The organism is Enterobacter cloacae complex sp. S3 (genome assembly GCF_014930495.1).
In the GTDB taxonomy this organism is placed as follows: Bacteria; Pseudomonadota; Gammaproteobacteria; order Enterobacterales; family Enterobacteriaceae; genus Enterobacter; species Enterobacter asburiae_B.
This window is the reverse complement of record NZ_JADBRD010000040.1, coordinates 1-18,280: the sequence shown is the minus strand read 5'-3', so window position 1 is coordinate 18,280 and position 18,280 is coordinate 1. Positions and strand designations below refer to the sequence as shown.

18 protein-coding genes and 5 pseudogenes are annotated in these 18,280 nt (G+C 59.5%); 19 read left to right on the top strand and 4 right to left on the bottom strand.

The genetic code is table 11. From position 1 onward, the window contains the following. Positions 1–2: 2 nt before the first annotated feature. The 8 genes from yfdX2 (at position 3) to IM317_RS20335 (ending at position 7,559) form a co-directional block, all read left to right on the top strand. Positions 3–890, top strand: a complete 888-nt coding sequence (gene yfdX2, locus IM317_RS20370) for a heat resistance protein YfdX2 (protein WP_004118195.1) — start codon at positions 3–5, stop codon at positions 888–890. Positions 891–979: 89 nt separating this feature from the next. Next, on the top strand, positions 980–1,591 hold the full coding sequence (gene hdeD-GI, locus IM317_RS20365) for a heat resistance membrane protein HdeD-GI (RefSeq protein WP_001090779.1): 612 nt from the start codon (positions 980–982) through the stop codon (positions 1,589–1,591). A gap of 79 nt (positions 1,592–1,670) precedes the next feature. Next, positions 1,671–2,816, top strand: coding sequence for a hypothetical protein (locus IM317_RS20360; protein WP_023326111.1), 1,146 nt, complete (start codon positions 1,671–1,673; stop codon positions 2,814–2,816). Further along, complete coding sequence (gene trx-GI / locus IM317_RS20355; RefSeq protein ID WP_000786816.1) at positions 2,806–3,246, top strand: heat resistance system thioredoxin Trx-GI; 441 nt, start codon at positions 2,806–2,808, stop codon at positions 3,244–3,246. Before IM317_RS20360 ends, trx-GI begins: the two co-directional genes overlap by 11 nt. Positions 3,247–3,249: 3 nt before the next feature. Then, positions 3,250–4,959, top strand: coding sequence for a heat resistance system K+/H+ antiporter KefB-GI (gene kefB-GI, locus IM317_RS20350; RefSeq protein ID WP_023326110.1), 1,710 nt, complete (start codon positions 3,250–3,252; stop codon positions 4,957–4,959). Between the two features lie 55 nt (positions 4,960–5,014). After that, positions 5,015–5,458, top strand: coding sequence for a phosphate-starvation-inducible PsiE family protein (locus IM317_RS20345; RefSeq protein WP_193362521.1), 444 nt, complete (start codon positions 5,015–5,017; stop codon positions 5,456–5,458). Further along, positions 5,436–6,383 (top strand): zinc metalloprotease HtpX, encoded by a 948-nt coding sequence (locus IM317_RS20340; protein ID WP_033147119.1) that lies wholly within the window; start codon positions 5,436–5,438, stop codon positions 6,381–6,383. The genes IM317_RS20345 and IM317_RS20340 overlap by 23 nt, the downstream gene beginning before the upstream one ends. Before the next feature lie 24 nt (positions 6,384–6,407). Continuing rightward, positions 6,408–7,559: a S1C family serine protease gene (locus tag IM317_RS20335; RefSeq protein WP_032629948.1), complete on the top strand. Its 1,152-nt coding sequence runs from the start codon at positions 6,408–6,410 to the stop codon at positions 7,557–7,559. Between the two features lie 224 nt (positions 7,560–7,783). Here IM317_RS20335 and IM317_RS20330 read toward each other — a convergent pair. Then, positions 7,784–8,179, bottom strand: a pseudogene (locus tag IM317_RS20330) (IS5/IS1182 family transposase); the annotation flags it as partial. Positions 8,180–8,403: 224 nt separating this feature from the next. Here IM317_RS20330 and IM317_RS20325 point away from each other — a divergent pair. From IM317_RS20325 to IM317_RS20310, 4 genes and pseudogenes are all read left to right on the top strand, one after another. Then, positions 8,404–9,399 (top strand): IS110 family transposase, encoded by a 996-nt coding sequence (locus IM317_RS20325; protein WP_033147120.1) that lies wholly within the window; start codon positions 8,404–8,406, stop codon positions 9,397–9,399. A gap of 193 nt (positions 9,400–9,592) precedes the next feature. Next, complete coding sequence (locus IM317_RS20320; RefSeq protein ID WP_001554382.1) at positions 9,593–10,021, top strand: GFA family protein; 429 nt, start codon at positions 9,593–9,595, stop codon at positions 10,019–10,021. 17 nt (positions 10,022–10,038) lie between these two features. Then, positions 10,039–10,623: pseudogene (gene istB / locus IM317_RS20315) on the top strand (IS21-like element helper ATPase IstB); the annotation flags it as partial. A gap of 68 nt (positions 10,624–10,691) precedes the next feature. Beyond that, positions 10,692–11,009, top strand: a pseudogene (locus tag IM317_RS20310) (DDE-type integrase/transposase/recombinase); the annotation flags it as partial. Positions 11,010–11,155: 146 nt separating this feature from the next. Here IM317_RS20310 and IM317_RS24040 read toward each other — a convergent pair. The 3 genes and pseudogenes from IM317_RS24040 to IM317_RS20295 all read right to left on the bottom strand — a co-directional run. Then, positions 11,156–11,323 (bottom strand): annotated as a pseudogene (locus IM317_RS24040) (tannase/feruloyl esterase family alpha/beta hydrolase); the annotation flags it as partial. After that, a pseudogene (locus tag IM317_RS20300) lies at positions 11,318–11,476 on the bottom strand (IS3 family transposase); the annotation flags it as partial. The pseudogenes IM317_RS24040 and IM317_RS20300, both read right to left, overlap by 6 nt. A gap of 463 nt (positions 11,477–11,939) precedes the next feature. Beyond that, on the bottom strand, positions 11,940–14,909 hold the full coding sequence (locus IM317_RS20295) for a Tn3-like element TnShfr1 family transposase (protein ID WP_024945956.1): 2,970 nt from the start codon (positions 14,907–14,909) through the stop codon (positions 11,940–11,942). A 158-nt stretch (positions 14,910–15,067) separates the two neighbouring features. Here IM317_RS20295 and IM317_RS20290 point away from each other — a divergent pair, with 158 nt between their 5' ends. The 7 genes from IM317_RS20290 (at position 15,068) to IM317_RS20260 (ending at position 18,099) form a co-directional block, all read left to right on the top strand. Continuing rightward, on the top strand, positions 15,068–15,358 hold the full coding sequence (locus IM317_RS20290) for a nucleotidyltransferase family protein (RefSeq protein ID WP_001247892.1): 291 nt from the start codon (positions 15,068–15,070) through the stop codon (positions 15,356–15,358). Further along, positions 15,355–15,756 (top strand): DUF86 domain-containing protein, encoded by a 402-nt coding sequence (locus tag IM317_RS20285; RefSeq protein WP_001293886.1) that lies wholly within the window; start codon positions 15,355–15,357, stop codon positions 15,754–15,756. The genes IM317_RS20290 and IM317_RS20285 overlap by 4 nt, the downstream gene beginning before the upstream one ends. Then, a complete protein-coding gene (locus IM317_RS20280; RefSeq protein ID WP_003465043.1) occupies positions 15,746–16,102 on the top strand; it encodes a cupin domain-containing protein in 357 nt (118 codons plus the stop codon). The genes IM317_RS20285 and IM317_RS20280 overlap by 11 nt, the downstream gene beginning before the upstream one ends. Positions 16,103–16,356: 254 nt before the next feature. Next, complete coding sequence (locus tag IM317_RS20275; RefSeq protein ID WP_003100858.1) at positions 16,357–16,683, top strand: hypothetical protein; 327 nt, start codon at positions 16,357–16,359, stop codon at positions 16,681–16,683. After that, on the top strand, positions 16,680–17,180 hold the full coding sequence (locus IM317_RS20270) for a hypothetical protein (protein ID WP_003100856.1): 501 nt from the start codon (positions 16,680–16,682) through the stop codon (positions 17,178–17,180). The genes IM317_RS20275 and IM317_RS20270 overlap by 4 nt, the downstream gene beginning before the upstream one ends. Then, on the top strand, positions 17,177–17,548 hold the full coding sequence (locus IM317_RS20265; protein WP_003100853.1) for a hypothetical protein: 372 nt from the start codon (positions 17,177–17,179) through the stop codon (positions 17,546–17,548). Before IM317_RS20270 ends, IM317_RS20265 begins: the two co-directional genes overlap by 4 nt. Further along, positions 17,542–18,099, top strand: coding sequence for a recombinase family protein (locus tag IM317_RS20260; RefSeq protein ID WP_003100847.1), 558 nt, complete (start codon positions 17,542–17,544; stop codon positions 18,097–18,099). Before IM317_RS20265 ends, IM317_RS20260 begins: the two co-directional genes overlap by 7 nt. Positions 18,100–18,280 lie beyond the last annotated feature (181 nt).

Sequence of the window (18,280 nt, the reverse complement as noted above, 5' to 3'; positions counted from 1 at the left end):
CCATGAATGAGCAAACACCGAATCCCAATGCGACGAACGAAGGAAAAAACGAACAGGCCGCGGTAAGCAGCCTTCCTGTCAGTCCAGAGTCCAAGCCTGAAGTCGTCACGGAGGTACAGCCTGAGGTTCAGAAAGAAACGGACTCGCAGGCGGCAGACAAACGTAAACAAGTCCTCGATGAGGCAGTCTCGGCCTTGTCGCTGACCAAATCAGCGCTGGCCGCACTTGACGGCAAGGACACTGCACGCGCATTGGCAACGCTGGCCGAAGTGACGGGAAAGCTGGAGCTGATCGTCGCGCGCGAACCCACGCTAGCCCTGGCCGGCGTTGATGTGCGCACCATCGTGCACGACTTGTTCGCCAACACGGAAACCATTGAGGCGATGACCGACGAGGCGCTGGATGCCCTCAAACATGGCGAGGTGCAACAGGCTCGCCACGTGCTGGCTTTGCTGGCCAGTGAAATCGTGATCACGGTCACCAACATCCCTTTGGCGTCCTATCCCGCAGCCGTGAAGGCAGTCGTGCCGCTGATCGATCAGGGCAAGATCGAAGAAGCCAAAGCCGCGCTGCAGTCAGCGCTCAGCACGCTGGTCGAGGAGCGCAGCGTGCTTCCGCTGCCCGTCCTGCGTGCGAAGCTGCTCCTGAAGCGCGCCGAGCCCCTGGTAGAAGATGGTCAGCGCAGCGAAGCATCCAATGAGCGCCTGGAGACATTGTTGAACGAAGCCCGGCAGCAGTTGGAAATGGCAGAACTGCTGGGCTATGGAAAAAGGAAGGACTTTGAGCCCCTGTACGCTGAACTCAAGAAAATCAAGGAAAAGACGGGAGGGGGAGGCTGCGGAAAAGGCTGGCTCGATGAAGTCAAGGCAAAACTGTCCAGGTTGTTCTGAAACCGCTGGAGAGGGGGCGCATAGCGCCCCCTCTCTTGTCCCATGAGTGTTTGATTTTTTATTTTGTATAGATCTTTAGGAGATATTGCATGAACACAGACACCATCGCCAATTCCAATGCGGATGACCCCACCAAAGCACTGTGTTCGCTGAGCCAAAATTGGTGGCTTTTTGTGCTGCGCGGTGTCTTGGCATTGATTTTTGCAGCCCTCGCGTTCTGGATGCCACAATCGGCTCTGTTGGCCATGACCATCATGTTCGGCGCATTTTCCTTGGTCAATGGCGCGTTCAACTTGTTTGCAGCGGTGCGCCATATCCAGAAAAAAGAGCGCTGGGGCTGGCTGCTGTTCAGCGGCATTGTCGGCATACTTACGGGCGTCGTCGTCCTGGTTGCTCCTTGGGTCGCCACGATAGTCTTGGCTTCTTTTTTATGGGCTAGCGTGGGCTTCTGGGCGATTTTCACCGGTGTGCTGGAGATATCCGCCGCCGTTCGGCTGCGTCGGGAAATCAAGGGTGAAATCTGGCTTGCCCTCAGTGGACTGCTCTCGATTATCCTTGGTGCTATCGTCTTGTGGATATTTTTTACCCGTCCGGTCGAGTCATTCGTGGCCGCAGGCTGGCTGTTGGGTTTCCATGCGGCAGTCTATGGCGTCACGCTTTTGTTCTTGAGTTGGAGTCTTCGCAAAACGCGCCTGGGGTAAGAGCGTGCCAAACCAAAATCTATGGATATGAGCATCCTCGATTCATGCCTCCATAGAAATGACATCGAAGGAGTCATACATGCAGATACAATATAGCTATCGAGCTATCGACAAAGAGTTTCATGAACCTTGGCAGAGAGCTTTGGGAAATGTGATCGAGCACGCCCTCAAGCCATTGCTCGACAAACACACTAAAGATTCAGCGCGACTTCAAATCGTCCTTGATCGCGACAAGATCAAGCGGCAATTTCTGGCCAGTGGCTATATGCACCTGCCCGGCAAAAAGATTGTCAGCGTTACTGCATCACATGACGAGCTGACGCCCCTCGCGCAGATGCTCGCACAGTCGTTGTTCCGTCAGGCCAAGAAGCATTTTGACCGACTGCATGCTCAGGATCAAATCAAGCGCAAAGCACGACGCGAGCGCTTGCGCGAGCTCAAGGTGCGGATTGCCGCAAAACCCGCATCAGCCGCCCATGAGGCCGAGGTGACCCGAATGCCTCTACTGTCGAAACTTGAGGCTGTCGCAAGGCGTGAGCTGGCTTATCTGCGGGCCGTCGGCGATTTACCGCGCGATTATCCGACGCTGCGCGACGTGGTGGATGAAGCGATTGTCCGAGCTAAGGTGGAATGGCAATCCGTGCCGGGGGAAAAAGAGGCTTACACCGGTCTTTTGAAGCATCTGTTCGCCGTCCTGGATAACGAAGTGGCAAGCAGCCGGCAATTTGGCGAATTCGTTTCTCTGGACGCGCCGGTCGAACCGGATGCCCAAGACGTGGCCGAGGCCATGGTGGAAGAGGAAATCTTCGAATTTTATCAGCACGATGACACACTCAAGCTGGCCGATATTTTCGCTGGCAGTCAGCATCCCGATGTCGCAACGATCGCGGAACAGGAGGAGCTGATTGATCGGTCGAGCGAGTTCGCTTTTGCATTTGACCTGCTGAAGGACATGCCGCGTTTGTGGCGGCGCATTTTTCTGCTTATCCGTGTGGACGGGCTGAATGCCAGCAGCGTCTCTGAAATCCTGCTGATTCCTAGTAAGGAAGATGCTGTCCGAAGGTGGCTCATGCAGGCCGAAGCATTCATCGCTGCTCATCTGGAAGAGGCCGGAGTAAGCAAAAACGGGAACGATTGGCTCCAAGGCGTTGATTGGTCGGCATTGTCTGTGACCCGAAACGAGGCAGCCTCACTGTGGTCCAAGGAGGCGAACCATGAAGAATGATCTTCACCTTGTCTGCCCGCATTGCCAGTCCATCAACCGCGTACCGACTGCGAAGCTATCGGAACATCCCAACTGTGGCCGCTGCCAGCAGCCCTTGTTCACGGGCGAGCCCATCGAGTTGACCACGGCGACGTTCTCGCGCCACGTGGAGCGCAGCGATCTGCCGCTGCTGGTCGATTTCTGGGCGCCATGGTGCGGGCCGTGCAAGATGATGGCGCCACAGTTCCAGCAAGCGGCGCACCAGCTCGAACCGAGGATCCGGCTGGCGAAGGTGAATACCGAGGCTGAGCCCCACCTGGCCACGCAGTTCGGTATCCGCAGCATCCCGACGCTTGCCCTGTTCCAGGGTGGGCGGGAAATCGCCCGTCAGGCCGGCGTGATGGGCGCGCAGGACATCGTGCGCTGGACGTCGACGCAAGTGGGACGCTGACCGATGCAGGGCTTGCTCGGCACTACACTAATCCTGCTGGCAGCTTGCAGCCTGGCGGCGATGGCGACGGCGGCGTTCAGAGTGCCCGCCTTGCTGGGGTATCTCTCTGTCGGCGTTGTACTGGGCCCCTCAGTCATCGGCGTGATCGCGCCGGGGGAGACGCTGAGCTTTCTGTCCGAGCTGGGCGTGGCGCTGCTGTTGTTCATGGTCGGACTGGAATTCTCCCTCGGAGACTTCTGGCTCGCCCGCAGGACGGTGCTGATGGCGGGCGCTCTGCAGATGATCGCCGTGGCCCCGCCGCTGATCCTGCTATTGATGTGGCTGGGGCAGCCCGGCCAGAGCGCCGCGCTGCTCGGCACTGCGGCGGCCATGTCGTCCACGGCGCTGGTCAGCCGACAACTGGCCGACCAAGGCGAGCTCACCACCCGCCACGGACGCAGTGCCATCGCCGTGCTGGTCTTTCAGGACCTGGCCAGCGTGCCCCTGCTGGCCTTGCTGGCGATCTGGGCGCGCGGCGAGTCGCCGAAGATCGAGCATGTGCTGCTCGAAGTATTCGGTGTGCTGCTGCTGTTCGCGGCAGCGGCCCTCGTCTCGCGCCGTCTGTTGCATGGCCTGCTGGGCTGGGTGGCGCGGCGGGGCCACGAGGAATCGTTCGTGCTCGTCTCCTTGTGCGTGGTGGTGGCTGCCGCCGCTGCTGCGCACGCGGTCGGCGTATCCGCCGCCCTGGGGGCCTTCCTCGCCGGGATGGTGCTGGGCGAGAGCGACTTCCGGCACCACATGGAAAGCCACCTCAGGCCGTTTCGCGATGTGTTGTCGGGCGTGTTCTTCGTGACCATCGGCCTGCAACTGGACGCAGCACAGATTCTTTCGGCACCGCTGGCGGTGCTGGCGTGGCTGGTGGTGCTGGTACCGGTCAAGATCCTGCTCAATACGCTGGCCTTGCGGGCGACGCGCCTGTCCGCCCTCGATGCCTGGCGCACGGGCATAGCGTTGGGGCACGGCGGCGAGTTCGCCCTGCTGTTGTTGGGCACGGTCTTGCAGCAGCATCTGATCCCCGCGACCGTCGTCCAACCCATGCTGGTCGCGCTGGTGCTCAGCATGGCCCTGGCACCGCTACTGATCCGCCATCACGATGTACTTGCCCGGTTCTTGAGCCGCACCGGCGGCGTCATTCAGCCACCCCAGGCTGAAGAAGTCGAGATCGCCGCGCAGACGACGCGATATCGAGACCATGTCATCGTTTGCGGCGCGGGCGAGCTTGGCCTGACAGTCAGCGAGATTCTTCGCCACGCCGGCGTGGCGCATCTGCTGCTGGAGGCGGACGCGCAGAAGGTAGAGGCCGCGCGTGCCGCCGGCGCGCCGGTGTTCCATGGCGATGCCAGTCGGCCCGATACCTTGCTGGCTGCCGGCTTGACGCATGCGCACTTGGTGGTGCTAACGTTCGCCCATGCCCAGCAAGCGTTGCGCATCGCCCAGGCGATTGCCGAGCGCCGTCCGGCGCTAACCTTGTGGGTGTCATGCAGAAGTACGACCGCGGCCGATGCATTTCGCGCCATGCCTAACGTGCGCGTTTATCAGCAATCCTTTGCCGCAGCTATTGGGCTGGCGGAACAGGTGATGTCGACGCTTGGCATGTCGACCGAGTTGATTGAAGGACACATCAGTGCAATGCGCCGCCGTCTTGACAGCAGCCGTTTTCCAGGGAGTTCATAGTCATGAAATCAAACGCCTTAACCCATTTCAGGTCTTGCGTGACCAATTGGCCATCATGAGTTTTTACGAGCGCTTCGAGCAGGTCGTCGCGCTCGTGCTGTCGGCGGTGATCGCCGTCATCATCATGGTGTCGCTGTTCCAGCTCATCTCCATCGTCTTCACGCTGCTGGTTCTCGATGCCTTCAATCCCCTGGACCACAAGGTATTCCAGAGCGTGTTCGGCATGATCATGACGCTCTTGATCGCGATGGAGTTCAAGCATTCCATCGTGCGCGTGGCGCTGCGTCGGGACAGCATCATCCAGGTTAAGACGGTGGTCCTGATCGCGGTGATCGCACTCTCCCGCAAGTTCGTGATCCTCGACTCCGACGCGAGCCCCGCAAAGATAGCCGCGCTGGCAGGCGCCACGCTGGCTCTGGGTGCGACCTACTGGCTGCTGCGCAAGCGCGGCGACCGCGCCGCCGAGACCTCTGAGCATGACCCGTCATCATCCGAGTGATCCGCGCACTGCGCTCTTGCAACACCGCTGGCTCAACCGCCTGCAGACCGGGCTGTTGGTCCTGACCCTGGTCGGGATCGCAGCCGCAGCAGGGAGACTGCCATTTGGGGAAGGCTGCCTGTGGCTCGCGCTGTTTGCCGTTGCAGGTGCGTTGCTGCTGGACCCGGTAGCCGCGTCGGCGCTGAGCTTGCGCCTGTACCGCGTACGGGCCTTGCACCCGCAACAAGCCCACGAGATGTGGGCCCTGTTGCGCGAGCTGCCCGCCACGCCGGTGCCGCACTATGTGCCCAGTGCCGTCGTCAACGCCTTCGCCACCGGATCGAAGCAGGAGGCATCGATCGCCCTCACCGATGGCCTGCTGCGCAGCCTGAGCCCACGCGAGCTGGCGGGTGTGCTCGCGCACGAGGTCGCGCACATCACTAATGAGGATCTGCGTATCATGGGGCTGGCGGATTCCGTCAGTCGCCTCACGTGCCTACTGGCCCTTATGGGACAGATCGCGATCCTGCTCAGCCTGCCCGCGCTGCTGGTTGGCGCGGCGGAGGTCTATTGGCCTGGTCTATTGTTATTGGCCGCATCGCCCCAACTGGCCCTGCTCGCACAGCTCGGCTTGTCTCGCGTGCGTGAGTTCGACGCTGACCGCCTTGCGGCGGAACTGACTGGCGACCCGCAGGGGCTGGCGTCCGCGCTGGCGAAAATCGAGCGGGTCAGCCGCTCCTGGCGTGCCTGGCTATGGCCGGGATGGGGCAATCCCGAGCCCTCCTGCTTGCGCACGCGTCCGGCAACGCAAGAGCGCATCGCACGCCTGCTGACGTTGGCGCCTGGGCCAGCATCAGCGTTGCCACTCCGCGCGCCCCATTTTTTGCCGGAATCCGCTTTGGCGACGCGCCCACCGCGCTGGCGCCCGAGCGGGCTGTGGTGCTGATTGCCCATCAACAGGAGACGTCTCATGGCCTATCTCGACCCGTACCAACGCCCCGCGCCGGACCGCTTCGTCCGGCGCTGGCTCTTCATCACCGCCTGTATTGCCGCGCTCATGCTGCTGTGGCAGTTTCTGTCTGCCATCGAGGCCTGGTTCAGTCCGCGCGAGGCAGCAGAACGCACCGTGATGGCGCGTGGCGATCTGGCGGCGGACGAGAAAACCACCATCGAACTGTTCGAAAAATCGCGCGCCTCGGTGGTCTACATCACCACCGCGCAATTAGTACGCGATGTCTGGACGCGCAACGTGTTCTCCGTGCCGCGCGGCACTGGCTCGGGCTTCATCTGGGACGACGCCGGCCACGTCGTCACCAACTTCCACGTCATCCAGGGCGCGTCCGAAGCCACCGTCAAACTGGCCGACGGCCGCGACTACCAGGCCGCGCTGGTGGGGACGAGCCCCGCGCACGACATCGCCGTGCTCAAGATCGGCGTCGGTTTCAAGCGCCCGCCGGCCGTGCCGGTCGGCACCAGTGCCGACCTCAAGGTGGGTCAGAAGGTGTTTGCTATCGGCAACCCCTTCGGCCTGGACTGGACGCTCACCACTGGTATCGTCTCCGCGCTCGACCGCTCGTTGCCGGGAGAAGCGGGCGGCCCGGCCATCGATCACCTGATCCAGACCGACGCCGCCATCAACCCCGGCAATTCCGGTGGCCCGCTGCTCGATTCGGCTGGGCGGCTGATCGGCATCAATACCGCCATCTACAGTCCGTCTGGCGCCTCGGCCGGAATAGGCTTTGCGGTGCCGGTCGATACCGTCATGCGCGTGGTGCCGCAACTCATAAAGACCGGCAAGTACATCCGTCCGGCGCTGGGCATCGAGGTGGATGAGCAGCTCAACACGCGTCTGCAGGCGCTGACCGGCAGTAAGGGCGTATTCGTATTGCGCGTGACGCCGGGCTCGGCGGCGCACAGGGCCGGGCTCGTCGGCGTCGAGGTCACCGCAGGCGGCATCGTGCCCGGCGATCGCGTTATCAGCATCGACGGTATCGCCGTTGACGACGTCACCACATTACAGGCCCGGCTAGACGACAAGAACGTTGGAGATGTTGTGGTCTTGTTAGTGGAGCGGGCCGGCAAGACTCGCGAGATGCTTGTGGAACTACGACCGGGAGTTTGATGGAAAGTGGGTCATGGATCTGCACAGCGAAGCAGCCAAGCGACTTCAGCCTTGCGCCGAACTACGAGCCCTAGCTAGGGATGGTCTGAAGTAGCCCTGTATTTCCGGCTGACTTCTGCCACTGCTGATTTTGAAAGCGGTGAACCGATCAAAAACGATCGGATCACCCGCTCATTTCGGTGCTTTCAGCCGTCGCGAGCACCTTGCGACGGCCATTTTCCGCATTACAGGCGCACCTCTCCTGCGCTTGCCAGCAAATGTCGGCGGGCCATCCATAGGTTCGACAGGGCAAACAGCGTCACCAGTTGTGCAGTGTTCTTCACCAGCCCTCGGAAACGTACCTTGGTGTAGCCGAACTGCCGCTTGATCACGCGAAACGGGGGCTCTACCTTCGCTCGCACTTGCGCCTTGGCCTTCTCGATCTTGCGCTTGGCTTTGTACAGGGCGCTGCGTTTATCGAGCATCTTGTAGGTGCTGCGGCGTGCTGCGACCTGCCAGATCACTTCTCGGTCGGCATGCTCGGAGCGCTTTTCGACGCCTGTGTAGCCGTCATCGGCGCAGACGACGTTCTCGTCGCCGTGCAGCAGTTTGTCGACCTGGGTGACATCCGCCACGGTGGCTTGTATCTAACAGTTTGTGGTGATTAGCTACCACCACTGAAGCAGAGTGAGCTGCCCCCTTCCCTTAAGGTCAGAAAAGTCGGCACCGCTGAACCTTGATTTGCAGCACATGGCCCTCCGCTTCACCTTTCACGCCAGCACATAAGGTTGAACGGTTACCGGGAGCTCGACTCCGTATGTACAAGGCGAACAGGCGTGACGGTTTATGTGAGAGGAGTTTGACCATGTTTCCAGTCGGCATTGACGTAAGTAAAAAAACCCTGGATCTTTGCATGCTTTATGACGGTATCAAAGGACGCATAAAAACCCGTAACATCCAGAATAACAGACATTCAGTTGAAAATATTCTTCGCTGGCTCAGGCTTCAACATTGCAGTCCGGAAGATGTTCATGTGGTAATGGAAGCTACCGGTGTTTATCACGAACGGCTGGCCACTGAATTACATGATGCCGGTTTCCGGGTTTCTCTGGCCAACCCTCACCGTAGTCGGGAGTTTGCGCGTGGCATGGGAATCATGACAAAAACGGATAAGGTGGATGCGTATATGCTGGCCTGTTACGCATTCCTTAAGAAGCCACACCGCTGGGAGCCGCCGGCACCCGAAATCAGATATCTCGGTGCACTCCTGCGACGGCGGGATGTTCTGCTGGGTGATGCCCTGCGTGAGGAGAACAGGCTGGAAAAATACCTGTCGACAGACACACCTGCAGATATTATCAGTTCCTGCAGGCGTATGGCGCAGCTTCTGCGCGAGGAGGTAAGTAATATCGAGCGGCAGATAAAAGCACATATCAAAGCCAGCCCTGCACTGAGGCGTGATTATACACTGCTGACCTCAATTAAATCGGTTGGTCCCCAGCTGGGGATGCATATGCTGGTCGTGCTTCGCAGCCATAACTTTGTATCGGCTGAGCAGGCTGCCGCCTTTCTGGGCGTGGTGCCGATCGAGAAACGCTCAGGCACATCGGTCCGGCGCCGGCCGCGGATGTCGAAAATCGGCCCCCCTCAGTTGAGAGCGAAGCTTTACATGTCCGCCCTGTGCGGAAAAATCTACAATAAGCGAATGCGTGATATTTACGATGAGATGTGCCTGCGGGGTAAACCTAAAATGGTGGCCATTGGCGCGCTGATGCGGAAACTGGTGCACTGGTGTTATGGCGTCCTGAAGACCGGAACCGTTTTTAATGACGAAGACCTGAAACCGGTACTGTCAACCTGACTATACCAGGCTGGCATTAAACACAAGGTAACGCTCACTGCAATAAGTGAGCGCAGTCCGTTATGAGCGAAGAGCGGATATTCAGACCGACTGATAGCTGATTTTGAGTTGCCAAAAAGAGCGCTCCTATTCAGTACAAAAAAGATGGTAATGTTTCATAAAATCTCTTAGGCCTTGCAGGAATGGTTTTGAAATGAATGGATCTTGTTTGTGTGGAACAATTGAATTTGAACTTACTCATAAACCAGCAGTGTTTTATCGTTGTCATTGCTCGCTTTGCAGAAAGCAGAGCGGCGTGGGTTACAATCTCGCCACACTAGTCAAAGACAGTGAGTTTCGCTGGATTAAAGGGGAAAACTGCATTGCTTCATGGTCTAAGCCAACGGGGTACCGTACAGATTTTTGCAATGTATGTGGCTCAACTGTGCCTAACAGTCTGCGAGATGTACCTTATGTCTGGGTTCCTGTTGGTTTAATTGACGAACGTCTTGAAATGGAATGTGCAGGAGACTTCTGCACTGATGATGCAATGCCCTGGGATGAAACCCGCTCACCTAGTTGTCACGCTGGACCTGTCGAGTCTCTAGCCTCGCTTTTAAAGTACCTGAAACTCAATTCCTGAGCGTCAGCATTTGGCACAGAGCAGACTCTCAGGAAGCCCGGTTGCCGGTGGCGAAAACGCTGGGTGAGTATGACTTCAGTCAGGTGCCGGAACTGAATAACGCTCAGTTCTGGCAGCTCTGCGAAACGACAGACTGGGTTGATGCCGTAGAAAACGTCCTGTTGTTCGGTGCCAGCGGCCTGGGAAAAAGCCTTCTGGCGGAGGCGATCGTGGATGGTGTTGTAAGGCTGGGCTACCGGGCCCGGTTCTACAGTGCCGGAGAGCTGCTGCAGGAGCTGCGTAAAGCGCGGACACAACTAAAACTGAACGAGCTTCTGCTGAAACTGGATAGCTACCGGGTGATAGTGATAGACGACCTCGGGTATGTCAAACGCGACAACGCGGAAACGGGAGTGTTGTTCGAACTGATCGCGCATCGCGATGAGCGCGGCAGTCTGGTCATCACTAGCAACCATCCGTTCAGCACGTGGGGCAGCATCTTCGTGGATGAAACGATGGCTGTGGCAGCAGCCGACCGGCTGATCCATCACGGATATATTTTCGAGCTAAAAGGAGAAAGTTACCGGAAAAAGACAGCGAAGGCAGTAACCAGCGTGGCTTAAAACCACCTATCAATGGATGCGGCCAGAGTAGTTGGCGCCAGTCGGCAAAACTAGTTGACGTCTAATACGCGGTAGCAGAAAGCAATATGTGGTGGAGTTCGGACCGCTTCGAGTTCGGCTGTGACAACGGTGAAAAACTGCGGGTCACGTTCGCGCGGGACTGCTGTGGCAGAGAGGCCATAGACTGGGCGGCAAGCACCGGAGGCTACGACAGTTCGAGGGTGCAGGATGTGATGCTGAGGTCGGTGGAAAAGCGTTTCGGCGACAGGTTGCCGGATACTCCGATACAGTGGCTGAAGGATAACGGTTCAGCGTATACCGCGCATGAAACGCGGAAGTTCGCCAGAGAGCTGAACCTGAAGCCCTGCACAACAGCGGTGAGCAGCACGTAGAGTAATGGCATAGCTGCAGCAACCGGAGAACTGGTCAGCTGTAGACCATGAAAAAGAGATTCTGCTTTCATTTTGCCTTCAGACATTGTTCCCTGCGGCTGCATTGGTGGCATTGCCACTTTTTCATGAGTATCAGAGGCCAACTTGCCCGAAATCAGAACATCTGGTGCCTTATGTTGTTCGGTCCATTCCATCAGCGGAGAAAGCAAATCTATCTGATTTAACCCTTCACCACCGCCACAATGACCTACTCCCGGCAACAGGAACAGACGGACAAACTTTTCAGTATTTCTTTCTCCAAGCTCCATCGGCCAGGTCAGGCTCGGGGCATCCAGACGCAGAAGCGGAAACCGTTCAGACGCCAGCCCCTCCTGACGCAGCATCAGCCAGATGCGCCGATAACCAAAACGTCTGCGTTCAAGAGTCAGCTAGATAATATGCCCTGATAAATGTGCATCAGCGTACAGCTGCTGAAGCACATTTATCAGGGCGTATCACAAAGCTTGCGCTCGAACGAAGGCGTTTTGGTTATCGGCGCACCCGCCGGAGGGGTACGGCCAGCTGTTTCGTGCATTTGAAGCAGATGACACTAGTATCTGCATCAGATGCGGCTAGCAATGTGGATTGACAAGGTCCGGGGCGAGAGAAGTGGCGCATCAGAAGGTTGCCCCCTGACGATCGACCGCATGTCTGACTAGGGCGCTGCACGATCCAGGGATAAACTTTGCGACCGCGATGTTTGCTTATTGCGAGGAATTGATCAGCATTAAAGGCGCGATGGGCCACGCCAGCATCACCTCAACTCAGCAATATGCTCGGCGCTGAGAAACACGGTTTCGTCTAATGCATTATCTTCTCAGACTGATTGAGAACTGGCAGGAATCTGTATTAGGGGTCACCTCAGAAAACGGAAAAAATCGTACGCTAAGACCCAGAGAGCGGACGTAGCGGTCGGAATTTCCCCACGCCTACTTTGGAGCTACTGCGCCAGAGGTAATCGCCGGTCAGGTTGATATGCTCCCAACCCAGCGGCGACAGGTACTGCAACAGCCCTTCATCGACACCATGGCCGTGGCCGCGCAAAGCATTCGCGGCGCGCTCCAGGTAGACCGTGTTCCACAGCACGATGGCCGCCGTCACCAGGTTGAGGCCACTGGCCCGGTAGCGCTGCTGCTCGAAACTGCGGTCGCGGATTTCGCCCAGCCGGTTGAAGAACACCGCCCTGGCCAGCGCATTGCGGGCTTCGCCCTTGTTCAATCCGGCATGCACACGACGGCGTAGTTCCACGCTTTGCAGCCAGTCCAAGATGAACAGCGTGCGCTCGATGCGCCCCAGCTCGCGCAGCGCAACGGCCAGGCCGTTCTGGCGCGGGTAGCTGCCGAGCTTGCGCAACATCAGCGAGGCCGTCACCGTGCCCTGTTTGATCGAGGTAGCCAGGCGCAGGATTTCATCCCAATGGGCACGAATAGCCTTGATGTTCAACTTGTCGCTGCTAATCGTCGGTCTGAGTGCGTCGTAACTGGCTTCACCCTTAGGGATGAACAGCTTGGTGTCGCCCAGGGCGCGGATGCGCGGCGCGAAGCGGAAGCCCAGCAGATGCATGAGGGCAAAGACATGATCGGTGAAGCCCGCCGTGTCGGTGTAGTGCTCCTCGATGCGCAGGTCGGACTCGTGGTACAGCAGGCCGTCGAGCACGTAGGTCGAGTCGCGCACGCCGACGTTCACGACCTTGGTGTGGAACGGCGCGTACTGGTCGGAGATGTGCGTGTAAAACGTCCGCCCTGGGCTGCTGCCATATTTCGGGTTGATGTGCCCGGTGCTCTCGGCCTTGCTGCCGGTGCGGAAGTTCTGGCCGTCCGACGATGACGTGGTGCCGTCACCCCAATGCTCGGCGAAGGGATGCCGGAACTGCGCGTTCACCAATTCGGCCAGCGCCGTCGAATAGGTTTCATCGCGGGTATGCCAGGCTTGTAGCCAGGCGAGCTTGGCATACGTTGTGCCGGGACAGGACTCGGCCATCTTGGTCAGGCCGAGATTGATCGCGTCGGCCAGTATGGTGGTCAGCAGCAGGTTCTTGTCCTTGGCCAGGTCGCCCGATTTCAGGTGCGTAAAGTGGCGGGTGAAGCCCGTCCATTCATCCACTTCCATAAGCAGTTCGGTGATCTTGATGTGCGGCAGGATCATCGCGGTCTGGTCGATCAGCGCCTGCGCGGTGTCAGGCACCGCCGCATCCAGAGGCGTGATCTTCAGGCCAGACTCGGTGATGATGGCGTCCGGCAGGTCGTTGGCCGCCGCCATGCGGTTGACGGTCGCAAGCTGTGTTTCTAGCAGCGTCAGCCGGTCATGCAGGTACTGGTCGCAGTTGGTGACCACAGCCAGCGGCAGTTCGCTGGCCAGCTTGAGGCTGGCGAATTTCACAGGCGGTACCAGGTAGTCCTCGAAATCCTTGAACTGGCGTGAGCCTTGCACCCAGATGTCGCCGGAGCGCAGCGCGTTCTTCAGTTCCGACAGTGCGCACAACTCGTAGTAGCGCCGGTCGATGCCGGCATCGGTCATCACCAGCTTCTGCCAGCGCGGCTTGATGAAGTCGGTCGGCGCATCGGCAGGCACCTTGCGTGCGTTGTCGCTGTTCATGCCGCGCAGCACCTCGATGGCGTCCAGCACATCCTTGGCAGCGGGCGCAGCCCGCAGCTTGAGCACGGCGAGGAATTCCGGCGCGTACCGGCGTAACGTGGCGTAGCTCTCGCCGATGCGGTGCAGGAAATCGAAGTCCTCGGGCTGCGCGAGCTTCTGCGCTTCGGTGACATTTTCGGCGAAAGCATCCCAGGATAGTACGCCCTCGATGGCGGCGAACGGATCGCGGCCCGCTTGCTTGGCCTCGATCAGCGCCTGGCCGATGCGCCCGAACAGCCGCACCTTGGCGTTGATCGCCTTGCCGGATGCCTGAAACTGCTGCTGATGCTTGTTCTTGGCGGCGTTGAACAGCTTGCCCAGGATGCGGTCGTGCAAGTCGATGATTTCGTCGGTGACCGTGGCCATGCCCTCGATGGCGAGCGCGACCAGGGTGGCGTAGCGCCGCTGCGCCTCGAACTTGGCCAGGTCGGCGGGTGTCATCTGGCCACCCTCGCGGGCGATCTTGAGCAGGCGATTCTGGTGCACCGACCGCTCGACGCCGGAAGGCAGGTCGAGCGCCTGCCATGCCTTGAGGCGTTCGATGTGTTCGAGCATGTGCCGCGAATTGGGCTTGACGGGTGACTGGCGCAGCCAGGCCAGCCAGGTCGTTTTGCCGTTGTCCCGGCGTTTGAGCAGATCGTCAAGGCGGCGACGATGCGCGTCCGATAGCGGTTCGGACAAGGTTTCGTAGATTTGCCGGTTGGCGCGGGTGATCGCCTCGGCACAGACGCGCTCGACAACATCCAGCGTCGGCAAGATGACGTGTCGGTGCCGCAGGTCGTCGAGAACACTGTTGGCCAGCATGATGCCCTTGTCGGTTTGCAAGGCCAACTCGGTCGCGGCATGGACAGCCTGCCGATAGTGCGCCAGGCCGAACGGCTCCATGCCCAAATATGCACGCAGCTCAAGCAGATGCTCGCGCCGGGTTTCTTCCCTCTCTGCATACTGTGGCCAGCACGATGGATCGATGCGCAGTTGCCGTCCGATCCATTGCAGCAGGGGCATCGGCACCGCAGCGTCGGGCAGCAGGCCCTGACCGGGAAAGCGCAATAAGCATAATTGCACCGCGACACCCAGGCGGTTGGCGTCACCGCGCCGCTGGCGGATTAGTGACAGGTCGGGTTCGCTGAACGTGTAGAGCCGGATGAGTTCGTCTTGGGTATCGGGCAACGCCAAGAGACTGTCGCGCTCTGCGGCGGAGAGGATTGAACGGCGGGGCATGCAGTCTCCTTCTTCTCAAAAACGTAGGTTTGTGACAAGCCCGCCAAGGCAACCGGCGCGGCACGGGAATCAAGGCATTGCGATTCTCGAAAATAGTTCTTGAAATTCTATTCTTGATTGCATATCATCTCAACGAGTTTCGATAAGAAAGGATGCGCATGCGACCGTCTGTTGTGCTTGACATGAAGCGAAGCGCAGTGCGTGAAGCGGTAGGCCGCTTTCGCGCCGCGAACCCGCGCGTCTTCGGCTCGGTGCTGCATGGCACCGACCGGGATGGCAGCGACCTCGACCTGTTGGTCGATGCGCTGCCCGGTGCCACGTTGTTGGACTTGGGCGATTTGGAAGAAGAACTGAAATCGCTGCTCGGCGTTGACGTCGATCTGCTGACTCCCGGCGACCTGCCGCCGAAGTTCCGGGCCAAGGTGCTCGCGGAGGCGCAACCGATATGAGCGAGAACCGCCTGCCCGATTACCTCGACCACATTCAGCAGGCCGCAACCGATGCGCGCAGCTTCGTGGAAGGGATGGCCAAGGACGACTTCTTGGCCGACAAGCGCACCCAGCAGGCCGTCATCATGAGCCTGATCGTCATCGGCGAGGCGGCCACAAAGGTGATGGATGGCTACGTCGAGTTCACCCAGGCGCATGCCGACGTGCCGTGGCGCAGCATGCGCAATATGCGTAATCGCATGGCTCACGGCTATTTCGACATCAACCTCGATGTGGTGTGGGAGACGGTACAGGAATGGCTGCCGGCGTTGCTCCAGCAATTGCCCGCCGTGCGTCAGGATGCCGACGATGAAGACCGTAACGACAACTGTGAAAGAGGGATCTCCGATGACTGTTGAATCGAGAATATTTTCTGTAGCCGAGTATGTTCAGCCGTCCGAAGGCGAGCCTATTCGTTCCGTTGTGCTTGAAACCCGAGACTCAATTATCGTGGTTTGGCATGTCCATCCCGGGCAGGAAATTGCGGCTCACATTCATCCTCACGGCCAAGACACGTGGACTGTTTTGTCGGGAATGGCTGATTACTTTCAGGGCAATGGGATTGTTCGTGCCCTCAGGGAAGGTGAGATAGCCGTGGCAAGACCGGGCCAAGTGCACGGGGCGCGAAATACAGGTACCGAGCCATTTGTGTTCGTCTCGGTTGTGGCATCAGCCAATGCCGGTTTCGTATTGGCTGAGCGATAGAGCCCAATCTCTGGAGTTGGTCCAATGAGCGGTCGGGGAGATAGGTAACAGACATGCAGCGGACACGGCTGCTAAACCAGGTCGCAAACCTCCTTGCGTCGCAGCGTGCCGCAAGCGACGCGATCAATCGAATGGGGTCGGCATGAGACTGAACACCATCCAGTTCCCGACCGCGTAGCCGCCTGTCCTGCCGATCAGGTCTTGACCATCGACGCCTGGGATCAGTCCTGAATGTTCTTGGAGACCACTACGTTATGAGCCGCAGCCGCCGCAAAACACCCATCGTCGGGCACACGACCTGCGGCAGCGAGCGCGAGGACAAGAAGCTCTGGCATCAGCGCTGGCGCACCCGTGAGCGCACGGCGCTGACCAGCGCGTCGCCCGAAGCCCTGAGCGCCCATCTGCCCCTGCTGGAAAACCAGGCCAGCAGCGTCTGGTCGATGGGCAAGGATGGCCGCTCCTACTGGCCCGTCAAGCGCCAGGCCGCCACGGCGGATCGCATCGCCAATCACAAGGGACGCAACCCGCAAGAACGCGCCTCCCTGAAAAAGCGCCTGCTGCGCAAGTGGATGAGCAAATGAAGCTCTCCTTCCATCAGCACATTGCGCTGTTCTGGATGATCGGTGCTCCGGGCGTCTTCGCGCCCGTGATCGAGAACGCCAAGCGGCCCGATGCCGGCGCCGTCATGGCGTGGGGTGTCGCGATCGTGGCGGTGATGATCCTCTTCACCCCTTTGCTGCTGCGCTGTCCACCATTCCGGCGCTGGTATGGCCGGACGGATGCGCTGTCGGAGCGGCAGCGCCAGGCGCTTGCCGAGCGCGGCCTGCGCCGCTACTACCAGACCGCTTTCGATGACGGCTACGTGCCCCGCGTGATGCCCTACGTGTGGCGCATCATCTGGACGGTCGGCGGGTTGATGGCTGTGACCGCCGTACTGCCTACCAACACCGGACGGCCAGCCTTCGATGCCTTGGTGGTCTTCTCGACCTGGTATCCGATAGGCGTGATGCTGCTGGTTTTCGCGTCGAGGCCCCTTGGCCGGTTGATTCGCCAAAGAGCACAGGAGCGGCGGAAATGAGCACGTCAACCATCGAGGCGCTGGCCAGCGCCTGGGCAAGGATTGCCGAGGAAGCGGAATTCCCCGCTGACTACGAGGGGACTGCCACACCACAAGCGCATCGGGCTAGCGAAGCTATTCAGGAGCAGATTCGGGAGCGCATCGTCGCCACCAACGACATGCGGCTGTTCAGCCTGCTGCACCTGCTGGGTCAGGCGTCGCTGCGCATGGAGCAAGCGCTGTGGCCGGAGGATTACGAGCGGATGACGCGCGAGGTTGAGGAAGCCCTGCGGCAAGCCACCGACGCCAACGCCAGATCGTACACCCACGAAGAAGTGATGCAGGCGATGCAGGAACGCATCGACCGGGCGCGAGACAAGCCATGTTGATTGGCTATGCGCGCGTCTCGACGCAGGATCAGAACCTGGAGCTGCAACGCGAAGCCTTGAGCAAGGCCGGATGTAAAAAGGTCTTCGAGGACAAGGTGAGTGGCACGCGGGCAGACCGGCCTGGCTTGGCCAAGACGCTCGAAATGCTGCGCGAAGGCGATACTTTGGTCGTCTGGAAGCTCGACCGGCTGGGCCGGTCGGTCAAGCAACTGGTCGATCTGGTCGGCGATCTGCACAAGCACGGTGTCCAGTTCAGGAGCCTCACCGACTCCATCGACACCGGCACACCATCCGGGCGGTTCTTCTTCCACGTCATGGCGAGCCTTGCCGAAATGGAGCGCGAGCTGACCGTCGAGCGCACCCGCGCCGGGCTGGAAGTCGCCAAGCAGCTCGGCCGCAAAGGCGGCCGCAAGCCGAAGATGACCGACAGCAAGATCGAGTCGGCCAAGAAGCTGCTGGCCAGCGGGGTGCCGCCCAAGGACGTGGCCAAGAACCTCGGCGTGTCCATTCCGACGCTGTACCGCTGGGTGCCAGCCTCCACGCACGCTTAGCGTGCTTTATTTTCCGTTTTCTGAGACGACCCCTTCTTGAAACTTTATTCTTGAATTCTTATCATATCAACGCGTTTCGAGAAATAGTGATGTAGCCAACCGCTGCCCCAAGTGGCTTTGACGTGTTTACGAAAGGAGAAAGACTCATGGGTATTTTTGACGGCACTGTTGCAAAGTTAGC